At 69.1% G+C, this 12,828-nt stretch carries 11 protein-coding genes; all 11 read left to right on the forward strand.

Features of this window, described 5'->3' with window-relative positions:
- Positions 1-23: 23 nt before the first annotated feature.
- The 11 genes from DDE23_RS05660 to DDE23_RS05710 all read left to right on the forward strand — a co-directional run bounded on the left by DDE23_RS05660 (position 24) and on the right by DDE23_RS05710 (position 12,827).
- Positions 24-1,136 carry a hemin-degrading factor gene (locus DDE23_RS05660; RefSeq protein ID WP_107750572.1) on the forward strand — a complete coding sequence of 371 codons (1,113 nt, stop codon included), beginning with the start codon at positions 24-26 and terminating at the stop codon, positions 1,134-1,136.
- Positions 1,137-1,139: 3 nt separating this feature from the next.
- Complete coding sequence (locus tag DDE23_RS05665) at positions 1,140-1,952, forward strand: heme/hemin ABC transporter substrate-binding protein (protein WP_107750571.1); 813 nt, start codon at positions 1,140-1,142, stop codon at positions 1,950-1,952.
- Between the two features lie 3 nt (positions 1,953-1,955).
- Entirely contained in the window at positions 1,956-3,020 is a 1,065-nt protein-coding gene (locus tag DDE23_RS05670; protein ID WP_107750570.1) for a FecCD family ABC transporter permease, read from the forward strand.
- A gap of 1 nt (position 3,021) precedes the next feature.
- On the forward strand, positions 3,022-3,798 hold the full coding sequence (locus DDE23_RS05675; RefSeq protein ID WP_107750569.1) for a heme ABC transporter ATP-binding protein: 777 nt from the start codon (positions 3,022-3,024) through the stop codon (positions 3,796-3,798).
- A 54-nt stretch (positions 3,799-3,852) separates the two neighbouring features.
- Positions 3,853-5,931: a TonB-dependent receptor domain-containing protein gene (locus DDE23_RS05680; RefSeq protein WP_107750568.1), complete on the forward strand. Its 2,079-nt coding sequence runs from the start codon at positions 3,853-3,855 to the stop codon at positions 5,929-5,931.
- A gap of 455 nt (positions 5,932-6,386) precedes the next feature.
- Complete coding sequence (locus DDE23_RS05685) at positions 6,387-7,595, forward strand: amino acid ABC transporter substrate-binding protein (RefSeq protein ID WP_107750567.1); 1,209 nt, start codon at positions 6,387-6,389, stop codon at positions 7,593-7,595.
- A gap of 63 nt (positions 7,596-7,658) precedes the next feature.
- A complete protein-coding gene (locus DDE23_RS05690) occupies positions 7,659-8,525 on the forward strand; it encodes a branched-chain amino acid ABC transporter permease (RefSeq protein ID WP_107750566.1) in 867 nt (288 codons plus the stop codon).
- Complete coding sequence (locus tag DDE23_RS05695; RefSeq protein ID WP_107750565.1) at positions 8,522-9,445, forward strand: branched-chain amino acid ABC transporter permease; 924 nt, start codon at positions 8,522-8,524, stop codon at positions 9,443-9,445. Before DDE23_RS05690 ends, DDE23_RS05695 begins: the two co-directional genes overlap by 4 nt.
- Positions 9,442-10,173 carry an ABC transporter ATP-binding protein gene (locus tag DDE23_RS05700; protein WP_107750564.1) on the forward strand — a complete coding sequence of 244 codons (732 nt, stop codon included), beginning with the start codon at positions 9,442-9,444 and terminating at the stop codon, positions 10,171-10,173. The genes DDE23_RS05695 and DDE23_RS05700 overlap by 4 nt, the downstream gene beginning before the upstream one ends.
- The gene (locus tag DDE23_RS05705) at positions 10,166-11,353 is read left to right on the forward strand and encodes an ABC transporter ATP-binding protein (protein WP_107750850.1); all 1,188 of its coding nucleotides are present in this window, start codon (positions 10,166-10,168) and stop codon (positions 11,351-11,353) included. The genes DDE23_RS05700 and DDE23_RS05705 overlap by 8 nt, the downstream gene beginning before the upstream one ends.
- A 1-nt stretch (position 11,354) precedes the next feature.
- The gene (locus tag DDE23_RS05710) at positions 11,355-12,827 is read left to right on the forward strand and encodes an aldehyde dehydrogenase family protein (RefSeq protein WP_107750563.1); all 1,473 of its coding nucleotides are present in this window, start codon (positions 11,355-11,357) and stop codon (positions 12,825-12,827) included.
- Position 12,828: the final 1 nt, after the last annotated feature.

The following is a 12,828-nucleotide window of genomic DNA, read 5'->3' on the forward strand; positions in this document are numbered from 1 at the left end:
CCTTGGTCATGAAAGGGATTGCCATGTCCAGCCTTACCGCCCCCGACCTCACCGCCGAGGTGAGCGCGCTCGACCGCTCGCCGCAGGGCCTGCGCGATGCCCGCGCCGGGAATCCGAAAAGCCGCATCCGCGATCTGGCCGAGCAGCTGGGCGTGAGCGAGGCGCATCTGGTGGCCTCGGGCGTCGACGGCACGGGGGTGGTGCGCCTGACCTGTGACATCGACCGGCTGTTCCCGGCGCTGGGGACCCTGGGTCCGGTCATGGCGCTGACCCGCAACGAGCATTGCGTGCACGAGAAGGACGGCGCCTATCTGGACTATCACCCCGGGCCGCATGCGGCGATGGTGCTGGGCCCGGATATCGACCTGCGGATCTTTCCGCGCCATTGGGTGCATGCTTTCGCGCTGAGCGACGGCGACAAGCGCTCGATACAGATCTTCGATGCGGCGGGGGATGCGGTGCACAAGGTGCATCTGCGCCCGGCCTCGAATGTCGCGGCCTTCGAGGCGCTGGTCGCCAATCTGCGGGCCGAGGACCAGTCGGACGGGATCGAGACCCAGCCGCGCTCCCCGGTCGAGGCGGCGAAGTCCAACCTTGAGAAGCGCGACATCCTGCTGAAGGAATGGGACGCGCTGACCGATACGCACCAGTTCCTGCGCCTCACCTCGAAACTGAAGATGAACCGCCTTGGCGCCTATCGCATCGCCGGGGCGCCCTATGCCGTGGCGCTGAAGCCCGAGGCGGTCGATGCCGCCCTGCGCGGTGCGGCCGAGGGTCAGGTCCCGGTGATGATCTTCGTCGGCAACATGGGCTGCATCCAGATCCACGGCGGCCCGGTCCACCGGATCGAGCAGATGGGCCCCTGGCTGAACGTGCTGGATCCGGGCTTCAACCTGCACCTGCGCGCGGACAAGATCGCCGAGGTCTGGCTGGTGCGCAAGCCGACCAAGCACGGCATGGCGGTGTCGATCGAATTCTTCGACGCCGACGGCATGGTCATCGCCCAGATCTTCGGCCAGCGGGCGCCGGGCAATGAACGCTCGGAACCCGCGCCCGAGGACAACAGCGGCCCGCTGCCCGGGACCGAGGGCTGGGTCGCGCTGACCGACACGCTCGCCCAGACGCACGGGATCTGAGCCATGCGCGGATTGTTGGTTGTGGCGGCTCTGGCCGCCACGCCCGCCCTGGCGCAGGACCGCGTCGTGGTGGCGGGCTCGGCGCTGTGCGAGGTGGTCGCGGCTTTGGGGCAGGTGGATCGGGTGGTCGGTCGCGATACGACCTGCATGTACCCCGAGGTTTTCGCCGGATTGCCCGATGTGGGCTATCTGCGGGCGCTCTCGCCCGAGGGGCTGCTGTCGCTGGATCCCGATCTGATCCTTGCCGATGTCGATGCGGGTCCGCCCGCGACGATGGATCTGGTCGCGGCCAGCGCCGTGCCGGTGGTGCGGATCGCGGCCGATTTCACCGAGGCCGGTGTCATTGCCCGGATCGAGGGCGTGGCAGAGGCGCTCGGCGTCGATCCGTCGCCGCTGGTGGGCTCGGTGACCGAGGGTTTCGCCACCCTCGCCGAAGCCCGCGCGGCTGCCGATCATCCCCGCGTCCTGTTCATCCTGTCGGCGGCCGGGGGCCGGGTGATGGCGGCGGGGCAGGGCACCGCCGCGCAGGGCATCCTGACGCTGGCCGGGGCGCAGAACGTGCTCGACGGGTTCGAGGGCTACCGCCCCCTGACCGACGAGGCCATCGCCGCCGCCGCGCCCGACGCGATCCTGATGATGGACCGCTCGGGCGATCACGCGCTGGACGATGCGGCGATCCTGGCCCATCCGGCGCTGGGGCTGACGCCCGCGGCGCAGAACGGGCGGATCGTGCGGATGGACGGCGCGCTGCTGCTGGGCTTCGGCCCGCGCACGCCCGAGGCGGCGCTGGCGCTCATCCGGGCGCTGGAGGGCTGAACCATGGTGGCGCTGACCCCTCCGGCCTCGTCCGGCGACCGCGCCCCCCGGGCGCAGAAGGTGACGCTGGCGCTGGTGGCTCTGCTGCTGGCGGCGGGCGTGGCCTCGCTGGCGGTGGGCGCGGCGGGGGTCTCGCCCTGGGCGGTGCTGGGCGACTGGCTGGCGGGTGAGGCGATCGGGCTGCGCGAGCGGGTGATCCTGCTCGACATCCGTCTGCCGCGGCTGGTCACCGGGGCGCTGGTCGGCGCCTCGCTGGCCGTCGCCGGGGCGGTGATGCAGGGCCTGTTCCGCAACCCGCTGGCCGATCCCGGCATCGTCGGGGTCAGCGCAGGCGCGAGCCTCGGCGCGGTGCTGGTCATCGTGCTGGGCGGTCTGCTGCCCGCCGGGCTGGTGGCGCTGGCGGGGTCGCATCTGGTGCCGATCGGCGCCTTCCTCGGCGGCTGGGCCAGCACGCTGCTGCTGTACCGGATCAGCACCCGCGCCGGGCGCACCTCGGTCGCGACGATGCTGCTGGCGGGGATCGCCATGGCGGCGCTGGCGGGCGCCGGTATGGGCGTGCTGATCTTCCTCGCGGACGACGCGCAACTCAGGGATCTGACCTTCTGGAACATGGGCTCGCTGGCCGGGTCCAGCTGGACCCGCCTTGCCGCCGCGGCGCCGGTGATGATCCTGGGGCTGCTGGCCGTGCCCTTCATGGCAAGGGCGCTGAACGCGCTGTCGCTGGGCGAGGCCACGGCCATGCATCTGGGCATCCGGGTGGAGCGCGCCAAGCGCCTCGCCATCCTCGCGGTGGCGGCGATGACCGGGGCAGCGGTGGCGGTGTCGGGCGGGATCGGCTTTGTCGGCATCGTCGTGCCGCATCTCCTGCGCCTTGCCATGGGGCCGGATCACCGCTTCCTGCTGCCCGCCGCGGGCCTGCTGGGGGCGGCGCTGCTGATCGGCGCCGATATGGTCGCGCGCACCATCGCCGCGCCCGCCGAACTGCCCATCGGCATCGTCACGGCGCTGGCGGGCGGGCCGTTCTTCCTGTGGATCCTGCTGCGCAAGCGCGGGCTGGTGGATCTCTGACATGCTGGACGCCGAAACCCTGTCCGTCACGCTGGGCCGCAAGCCGATCCTCAAGGGCATCGACCTTGAGGCAAAGGCCGGGACGCTGACCTGCATCGTCGGGCCGAACGGCTCGGGCAAGACGACGCTGCTGCGGGCGCTGACGGGCGAGGTCGCCTCGTCCGGGCGGCTGCGCCTTGACGGGCAGGACCTGCGCAGCCTCAAGCCCGAGGCGCTGGCGCTGCGCCGGGCCGTGCTGCCGCAATCGGTGCCGCTGGCCTTTCCCTTCACCGTGCTGGAGATCGTCCGGCTGGGCCTGACCGGGGTGCCCGGCGCCGATGCCCGCAGCCTGCCCGCGCAGGCCCTGCACCGCGTGGGGCTGGGAGGCTATGAGGGGCGGCTGTTCCAGGAACTCTCGGGTGGCGAGCAGCAGCGGGTCCATCTGGCCCGCGTCCTGTTGCAGGTCTGGCAGCCGGTGGTCCACGGGATCCCGCGCTGGCTGTTCCTCGATGAACCTGTCGCCGCGCTCGACATCGGCCACCAGTTGCAGGTGATGCGCATCGCCCGCGACTTCGCCGAGGCGGGCGGGGGCGTGATCGCCGTCATGCATGACCTGAACCTCACCGCCATGGTCGCCGATCAGGTCTGGCTGATGACCGCGGGCCGCATCGCCGCGCGCGGCACCCCGGCCGAGGTCTTCACCGATGCCACGCTTGCCGCCGCCTATGGCTGCGCGATCCGCGTGTCCACGCCGCCGTCCGACGGCACGCCTTTCATCCTGCCGCAAGCCGCGGCCTGACCCATCCAACTGCCAGCCCCTCGCCAGCATCAACAACAACCATACGAGGGACCCATGTCACCCACCATCCGCCGCCTCGGTGCGGTTTCGACGCTGGCGCTTGCCACCGCGCTCTCGACCCCCGCCGCCGCACAGGCCACCGGCGAGGGCGTCTTCACGCTGCTGGGCCGGATCATCCTGTCCGCGGGCCGCGCCCGCGTCGCCATCGACACGCCCCAGGCGGTGACCGCGCTGGAACAGGAAGACCTGGACCGCGAACAGGCGACCACGCCCGGGGAATTGCTGCGCGCCGTGCCGGGCGTTCAGGCCTTCGGCGGCGAGTCGATGACCGGCCAGTTCCTGAACATCCGCGGCGTCGGCACGCAATCGGCCTCGGATGAGAACCGCATCGTCGTCACCGTCGACGGCGTGCAGAAATACTTCGAGCAATACCGCGTGGGCTCGCATTTCGGCGAGCCGGACCTCTATCGCCGGGTGGAAGTGCTGCGCGGCCCGGGGGCGTCCCTGCTCTATGGCTCGGGCGCCATCGGCGGCGTCGTCGCCTTCGAGACGCGCGAGGCCTCGGACTTCCTGACCGGCGACGAGAACACCGCGCTGCGCTTCCGGCTTTCGGGCCAATCGAACGCGGGCTATTCCGGCTCGCTGATCCTGGCGCATCGCTTCAACGAGCGGTTCGAGTTCCTCGCCGCGCTGACCGGGCGGCAGGAGCAGAATTACGAGGCGGGCGGCGGGGTGCCGGTTTCGGGCACCAACCTGTCCAGCCAGTCGGCGCTCATCAACGCCACCTGGCGGCCCTTCGACGAGAGCGAGCAGAGCTTCCGCTTCACGCTGTCGCGCTGGACCAATTCGGGCGTGCAGGTGCCCTATTCGGCCTATGGCAATTTCACCGTCTTCGGTTTCGTCGACCGGGTGGTGACCGATGACACGGCGCAGATCACCTGGGAGAACCCGGCTTCGGACAATCCCTGGATCGACGCGCGGGTGCAGCTGAGCTTCTCGCGCTCCGAGGTCGACCAGTCGAACGCCACCGGCTACCCGGGCTGGCCCTTCTCGCCGCCCTATTCGATTTTCCAGGATTCGGTCTATGCCTACGAGACCCTGTCGCTGAACGCGCGCAACACCATCACCATGGAAGGCGCCACCTGGCAGAACTATCTGACCTTCGGCGCCGAGGCGGCGCAGCGCGAGCGCGTGCAGGTTTCGGGCGCCTCGACCCTGACCTCGCACCCGGCGGGCAGCGCCGACACCTGGGGCGTCTTCGTGCAGAACGAATTCGTCCTGAACCAGGACTTCACCCTGCTGGCCGCGCTGCGTCACGACAGCTCGCGCATGGTGGCGACGGCGGGCGTCGATCCGGCCTATCTGAACACGCCGATCACCCATAGCGGCACCGCGGCCTCGCTGTCGGCGCAATACCGCTTCAACGAGGCCTGGTCGGTCTTCGGCACCCTGGCCGAAACCACGCGCCTGCCCTCGCTGGACGAGGTCTTCGACAGCGGCACCGGGGGCGGGATCTCCTCGATCGCGCTGCGGCCGGAACACGCGCGCACCGTCGAGCTGGGCGTCGCCTGGCAGGGGCGGGGCCTGATCGCCGAGGGCGACGGGCTGGACCTGAAGCTTACTGCCTTCAACAACCAGTTCCGCGACCGGATCGAACGGGTCGGCATCGTCGGTCAGCCCAGCTTCCAGAACATCGGCCGGGCCCGGATCCGCGGGATCGAGCTTGAGGCCTCCTACCAGTCCGACCTGTGGTTCGGCCGCAGCGCCGCCGCTTGGATCGAGGGCATCGACCAGGGCACGGGCGACCGCCTCGCCTCGACCCCGGCGCCGGAACTGATGCTGGAGATCGGCCGCCGCCTGCCGCAGCAGAACCTGGAGATCGGCTGGCGCGGCACCTTCGCGGGGCCGGTGACGCTGGCCTCGGGCGACCGGTTCCCGGGCTATGCCGTGCATGACCTGTTCCTGACCTGGCGCCCGCAGAGCGGGGCGCTGCGCGGGATCGATGTGCAGTTCGCGGTCAACAACGTCTTCGACCTGAACTATTTCAACGCGCTCGACGGCTCCTATTCGACCTCGCTGCCGCGCCGGGGCCGGGATTTCCGCCTGACGCTGGGCCGCACGATCACCTTCTGAACCCTCGTCACCTCGGTTGATGGCAAAACGGCCGGGCGCATCCCTTGCGCCCGGCTTTTGCGTCTTGCGGCTGAAAGCACTGACTTTTTGCCGAATGTATACATTCAGAGGTTTGCGTTGATTGCGACACTCGGGCGCCGAGCTAGTCGCTGGATGCAAGGCTGCGTCCTAGGCATCTGAAAAAAATATAGGCTTCCCCCGCGGTGGTGCGGTTTCTTGCTGCCTTGCAGCATCAGAAAACCGTCTTTCACGGTGTCAAATCTCTTGAAATGTATTCGGGGCAATGCATCATGGCGCTGCCTTGTCGTCTGGGGAGGTTGGGCAGACAGGGTCCGTTGCGCGGGGCCGGCATCCATGCGGATGCCCGGCGTTCCGGGGAGGAGGCCGGCGGCGACGCCGGGTCGGAGCGAACGGCGGCCACAGAGCCGACAACGATGACAAAGGGGAGATGTCACATGTATCGCAGAACATTCACGCAGCTGGCGGCTGCCGCCGTCGCGCTGGCGGCCGGGGCCGGGATGTCCCTGGCGCAGGATACCATCCGCATGGGCGCCGCCGCGCCGCAGACCGGCCCGCTGGCCGGGGGCGCGACCGTCACCCATTGGCCGGCCGTGCGGCTCTGGGTGCATCAGACCAACGAGGCGGGCGGGCTGCAGGTCGGCGACCGCCGCATGACCATCGAACTGGTGGAATACGACGACCAGACCAACCCGCAGCAGGCCATTCAGGCGGCGCAGCGTCTGGCGACGCAGGATCAGGTCGATTTCATGGTCGCGCCCTATTCGACCGGCATGAACCTGGCCGCGGCGCCGATCTTCGCGCAGCTCGGCTATCCGATGATTACCGGGACGGCCGTCACCGACCAGCAGCCGGCGCTGGCGCAGCAATTCCCCAACATGTTCTTCGTGCTGGGCCGGACCTCGGTCATGGCCGAGGATACCGCCCATGTGCTGGTCGGCATGCGCGACCGGGGCGAGATCGGCAACCGCGTGGCGCTGGTCAACGTGGCCGACGCCTTCGGGATCGAGATGGCGGGCATCTCGCGCGGGGTGCTGGAGGAGAACGGGTTCGAGATCGTCTACGAAAGCTCGTATCCCTTGGGCACGCAGGATCTGGCGCCGGTCATCGACGGGGCCAAGGCCGCGACCCCCGATGCCTTCATCGCCTGGTCCTATCCCGGTGACACTTTCGCGCTGACCGATCAGGCCATCGTGCAGAACTTCGCCCCGCATGTGTTCTTCACCGCCGTCGCCACCGCCTTCCCGGGCTATGCCGCCCGTTTCGGCGACCAGATCGAGGGGGTGATGGGCATGGGTGGCGTCAATGCCGATGACGCGGCCTTCCAGGCCTTCGCCGAGGCGCATATGGAATTCGCCGGGCAGGCGCCCGATTACTGGGCCTCGGCCGCGACCTATGCCACGCTGGAAATCCTGGGGCAGGCGATCGAGGCCACGGGGTCGATCGACCGCGCCACGGTGCTGGCCTATCTGCAGGACCGCTCGCACGAGTACGAGACCATCCTCGGGCCGGTGAACTTCAACGAGAACAACGACAACGAGCGGTACTGGACCGTCGGCCAATGGCAGGACGGCGTGTTCCGGGGCATCGCGGCGCGCGGGCGTGACGGGGCCGTGGCCGCCGAACTGTTCGACGGCTGGAACTGATCCCGGCGGGCGGCGCGTGTCCCTGCGCGCCGCCCCCTCCGGCAAGACGGCGGATCTGACCCGATGTTCATCCTGATAACCGGCCTGCTGCTGGGCGGGACCTATGCGCTGATCGCGCTGGGTCTCAACCTGCAATACGGCGTCGCGCGGATCATGAACCTGGCGAATGGCGAGATGCTGGTCGCGGGCGGATTCGCCGCTTTCTGGCTCTATACCGCGGGGCAGGTCAACCCGGTGGCGGCGCTGATCGTCATCGCGCCGGTGGCCTTCGTGGCCAATTGGCTGATCTACCGCTTCATGCTGCAACCCCTTGTGAAACGGGCAAAAAGCCGCGGCGCGCTGGAGGTCGATTCGATCCTGGCGACGTTCGGCATGTCCTTCGCCTTTGTCGGCATCATGACCTGGGCCTTCGGCGGCGGTTATTTCAACTATGCCTTCCTCGCGCAGCCCCTGGAGATGTTCGGCAGCTCCTACGCCCAGAACCGCGTCGTGGCCTTCGTGCTGGCGGTAGTGATCGGCGGCGCGCTCTGGCTGTGGCTGACCTATTCGCGCGTCGGCCTGAACCTGCGGGCGGTGGCGGTGAACCCGGCCTCGGCCTCCTTGGTCGGGGTCGATGTGCGCCGTGCCTCGGCGCTGGCTTTCGCCTTGGGCGGCGCGGTCACGGCGACGGGCGGCGCGTTGGTGTCGATGTTCTTCACGCTCGATGCCTCGGTGGGTGTCCTCTTCACCATGAAGGCGCTGATCATCATCATCATGGGCGGCGTCGGCGACGTGCGGGGCACCATCGTTGCGGCGGTGATCCTCGGCATCGCCGAGACGGCGGTGGCGCGGCTGGTCGACCCGGGCCTGACGCTGGCCGCGGCCTATCTCCTCTTCCTGCTGGTGCTGCTCTTCAAGCCCGCGGGTCTCTTTGGAAAGGCCCGGGGATGAGCGGCACCGACTGGCGCAATCTGGCCATCTCGGCCGCCCTGCTGGGTCTGGCGGCGCTGCTGCCGGTCTATGGCAGCCCCTATTGGCTGACCATGGGCACGACCATGGCCATGTTCGTGGTGCTGGCCACCAGCTGGGCGCTGTTTTCCGGCCCCACGCATTACATCTCGCTGGCGACCGCCGCCTTCTTCGGGATCGGCACCTTCGTCACGGGTCTGGGCTTTCAGAGCCTGCCGTTCTGGGTGCTGCCGCCCCTGGCCGCCGTGATCGGCGCGGTGCTGGCGGCGCTGGTCGGGCTGGTGACGCTGCGCCTGTCGGGCGTCTATTTCGTCATCTTCACCCTGGGCCTGGCCGAGATGGTGCGGCAGGTCGTGACCTGGGTGCAGAACCAGACCGGGCATCGCGGCATGTATGTGCTGACCTCGATCACCGAGCGCGAGATCTACTGGATGCTGGTGGCCTTGGGCGCGCTGGTGTTCCTGGCGGGCTGGCTGATCGGCCGCTCGCGGCTGGGCTTTGCGCTCAGGATCATCGGCAATGACGAGACGGTGGCCAAACACGCGGGCATCGACACGGCGCTGGCCAAGGTGGCGCTGTTCATGGTGCCGGGGGCGGTGGCGGCGGCGACCGGCGCGATCCTGGCCCCGCGCTACATCTATATCGAGCCCTCGACCGCCTTCGCGCCGCTTTTGTCCTTTCAGGTCGTCATCATGGCGCTGCTGGGCGGGACCGGGCGCCTATGGGGGCCGGTGGCGGGGGTGATCCCCTTCAGCCTGCTGTGGGAGGCGATCACCCGTCAGGCGCCGAACCAGACGCTGCTGCTGCTGGGCATCGCGTTTCTGGTCATCGTCTACCTGCTGCCCGGCGGGTTCGTCGGCCTCTGGGAGCGGTTCCGCCGTCGCTTCGGAGGCCGGACATGAGCCGCACGGTCCTGCAGGTGAGGAACGTGACCAAGCGCTTCGGCGGGCTGGTCGCGGTCAATGACGTGAGTTTTGACGTGACCGAGCATTCGGTCATGGGGCTGATCGGGCCGAATGGTTCGGGCAAGTCCACGATGATCAACATGATCTCGGGCAGTTTCGCCCCGACCGCCGGGTCGATCCGGCTGGAGGGGCATGAACTGGCCGGCAAGCCCGCGCATAAGGTGGCGCGGCTGGGGGTGGGGCGGACCTTCCAGCTTGTCCGCCTGCTGCCGGAGCTGAGCGTTCTGGACAACGTCATCGCCGGTGCCGCCTTCGGCCATCGCCGCCGCTGGGGGGCCGAGGCCCGCGCCCATGCGTTGACGCTGATCGACCGTCTGGGGCTGACCGCCGTCATGGGGATGCCGGTCTCGGCGCTGACCTATATCGACACCAAACGGGTGGAACTGGCGCGCGCGCTGGCGGGCGATCCCGAGGTGCTGCTTCTGGACGAATGGCTGGCGGGGCTCAATCCCACCGAACTCGGCACCGGGATCGCGCTGATCCGCTCCTTGCGTGACGAGGGGCGGACGATCATCCTGGTGGAACACGTCATGGACGCGATCCGCAGCCTGTGTGACCGCTGCGTGGTCATGTCCTCGGGCACCAGGATCGCCGAGGGGACGCCGGCCGAGGTGCTGTCCGACCCGGAAGTGATCCGCGCCTATCTGGGGGATGACGATGCTTGAGGTGCAGGAACTCGCCGTCCGCTATGGCAAGCATATCGCGCTGGCCGGGCCGTCGCTCAAGGTCAGCCCGGGCGAGATCGTGGTCATTCTGGGGGCCAATGGCGCCGGGAAATCGACGCTGTTGAAGGCGATTGCCGGGGTTTGCGAGGGGCAGGCCACGGGCGCGGTCAGCGTCAGCGGCGAGCCGGTTCTGGGCCTGCCGCCGCACAAGGTGGTGGAACGCGGGATCGCGCTGGTGCCCGAAGGACGGGGGATTTTCGGCGAGCTGACGGTGCGCGAGAACCTGATGCTGGGCGCCAATCCGCAGCGCGCCCGCGAGGAGGTGGAGGCGCGGTTCGAGCAACTGACCCGGCTTTTCCCCAAGCTCAACGACCGGGCCCGGCAGGTGGTGCGCACCATGTCGGGCGGCGAGCAGCAGATGGTCGCCATCGGCCGGGCGATGATGTCGAACCCGGAAATCCTGATGCTGGACGAACCCAGCCTCGGCCTGTCGCCCCTTCTGGCCAAGGAATTGTTCCAGACGCTGAAGAAGGTGCGCGAGACCGGCCTCGGGATTCTGGTGGTCGAACAGAACGCCAAGCTGAGCCTCGGCATCGCCGACCGGGGCTATCTGCTGGAGAACGGCCGGATTTTGCGCGAGGACAGGGCCTCGGTCCTGCTGCACGACCCGGCGGTGCAGGCGGCCTATCTGGGCGGCGCCTCGGGCCACGCGACCGGGCCCGCGAAGGCCCCGGCCGCGCCGGTGCTGCAAACCAGCGTCCCCGCGCCGCCGACGCCGCAGGTCCGGGTCAAGCCGATCCGCTCGGTCCCGTCCTCGGAAATCTCGGGCCTCGACATCGACGCCATCGTCGCCGGAGCCGCGCGCAAGGCGCCCGGGGGGGCGGCGCCCCGCAGCCTCAGCCCCGGGGCGATGCAGGCGGCGGTGAGCCAGCGCTCGGACGCGCTGAAAGCCTCGCTCGAGGCGATCGAGGCCGCCGCAAGGCAGGCCCGCGCGCGCCCCGTCGCCAGTTCGTTGCCACCCCTGCGCCCCACCGCGCGGCCTGCCGCGCCAGCCGCTGGCGCCCCCATCGCCGCGCCAACTGCCCCGGCGGACGCACCGCCGATCCCCGCCTCGGCCGCCCGGGTCGAGGTGTACCGGCGCCGTCCCGGCACCGCCCAGTTCAGCAAAACCGAGGTCTGACATGCTCGACTCTCCCGCCACCAGGACGCTCCGCGGCCAGTACATCAACGGCCAATGGGTGCGCGCCGCGCGCACCTTCCCCGATCTCAACCCCTCGACCGGCGCGCTGTTCGCCGAGGCGCCCGACGGCAGCCGCACCGATGCCGCCGCCGCCATCGAGGCCGCGCATGCCGCCTTTCCGGCTTGGGCGGCGATGAAATTCACCGAGCGCGCGCATCTGATGCACCGGATCAGCGACATCTGGGAACGCCGGGCGCCCGACTACATCGCCGCCAACCAGGCCGAGGGCGGCGGCTGGTTCGGCAAGGGCGCCTTCGAGGCGCATTACGTCACCGAAGTCTTCCGCTCGGCCGCCGCGATCTGCTACCAGCCCTTGGGTGAGATCATGCCGTCCGAATACGGCAAGATGTCCACCGCCGTCCGTTCGCCCATGGGCGTGATTTCGGTCATCAGCCCCTGGAACTTTCCCGGCATCCTGACCGCGCGGGGCTTTGCCTTCGCCATGGCGGCGGGCAACACCATCGTGCTGAAGCCGTCCGAGGACACGCCTTATATCGGCGGGCTCTGCTTTGCCGAGATCATGGAAGAGGCGGGCGTTCCGCCGGGCGTATTCAACGTCATCACCTGCTCGCGCGAGAATGTCGCGGGGATGGGTGACGAGATGATCGAGCATCCCTTCGTCAAGGGCATCTCCTTCACCGGCTCCACCCCGGTGGGCCGGGCCATCGCCGCCAAGGCGGGGGCCCATCTGAAGAAGGCCTGCGTCGAACTCGGCGGCAAGGACAGCCTCATCATCCTGGAAGACGCCGATATGGAGCGCGCCACGCAGGCGGCCAATTTCGGCAGCTTCATGCATCAGGGCCAGATCTGCATGTCGGTCGAGAAGGTGCTGGTGCATGAGAAGATCTATGCCGACTTCCTGCCGAAATTCGCGGCCCGCGCGGCGAAGCTGAAGGTCGGCGATACGGCCGACAAGTCGAACGTGATCGGCCCGCTGATTAACGACCGGCAGGTGGCCCGGGTCCGGGCGCAGCTGGAGGACGCCATCGCCAAGGGCGCCAAGGTGGTCGTTGGCGGCGGCATCAACGGCCGCTTCGTCGAGCCGACGATCCTGACCGGCGTCACCCCCGACATGCTGGTCTACCGGGACGAGACCTTCGGCCCGGTGGTCCCGGTGATCCCCTTCCGCACCGACGAGGAAGCTATCGCAATCAACAACGACACCGAGTACGGGCTGTCGGCGGGCGTCTTTACCCGCGACGAGGCCCGCGCGCTGTCGATCGCCAGGCGGCTGGAAACCGGCATGTGCCACGTCAATTGCTCCTCGGTGAACGACGAGCCGCATGTGCCCTTCGGCGGCTCCAAGGCCTCGGGCCTCGGGCGGCACGGAGGGCGCTGGTCGATCGAGACCTTCACCGAAACCCGCTGGATCACGCTCGACCGGGGCGGCCGGCCCTTCCCGCCGGTGTTCTGAC

Source organism: Pararhodobacter aggregans (assembly GCF_003075525.1).
GTDB lineage: Bacteria > Pseudomonadota > Alphaproteobacteria > Rhodobacterales > Rhodobacteraceae > Pararhodobacter > Pararhodobacter aggregans.

Bases quoted from the DNA above. Each gene is read 5' to 3' on its own strand.
- DDE23_RS05685 (WP_107750567.1), top strand. From the start codon at position 6,387: ATGTATCGCAGAACATTCACGCAGCTGGCGGCTGCCGCCGTCGCGCTG.
- DDE23_RS05695 (WP_107750565.1), top strand. From the start codon at position 8,522: ATGAGCGGCACCGACTGGCGCAATCTGGCCATCTCGGCCGCCCTGCTG.
- DDE23_RS05680 (WP_107750568.1), top strand. From the start codon at position 3,853: ATGTCACCCACCATCCGCCGCCTCGGTGCGGTTTCGACGCTGGCGCTT.
- DDE23_RS05705 (WP_107750850.1), top strand. From the start codon at position 10,166: ATGCTTGAGGTGCAGGAACTCGCCGTCCGCTATGGCAAGCATATCGCG.
- DDE23_RS05700 (WP_107750564.1), top strand. From the start codon at position 9,442: ATGAGCCGCACGGTCCTGCAGGTGAGGAACGTGACCAAGCGCTTCGGC.
- DDE23_RS05660 (WP_107750572.1), top strand. From the start codon at position 24: ATGTCCAGCCTTACCGCCCCCGACCTCACCGCCGAGGTGAGCGCGCTC.
- DDE23_RS05670 (WP_107750570.1), top strand. From the start codon at position 1,956: ATGGTGGCGCTGACCCCTCCGGCCTCGTCCGGCGACCGCGCCCCCCGG.
- DDE23_RS05710 (WP_107750563.1), top strand. From the start codon at position 11,355: ATGCTCGACTCTCCCGCCACCAGGACGCTCCGCGGCCAGTACATCAAC.
- DDE23_RS05665 (WP_107750571.1), top strand. From the start codon at position 1,140: ATGCGCGGATTGTTGGTTGTGGCGGCTCTGGCCGCCACGCCCGCCCTG.
- DDE23_RS05675 (WP_107750569.1), top strand. From the start codon at position 3,022: ATGCTGGACGCCGAAACCCTGTCCGTCACGCTGGGCCGCAAGCCGATC.
- DDE23_RS05690 (WP_107750566.1), top strand. From the start codon at position 7,659: ATGTTCATCCTGATAACCGGCCTGCTGCTGGGCGGGACCTATGCGCTG.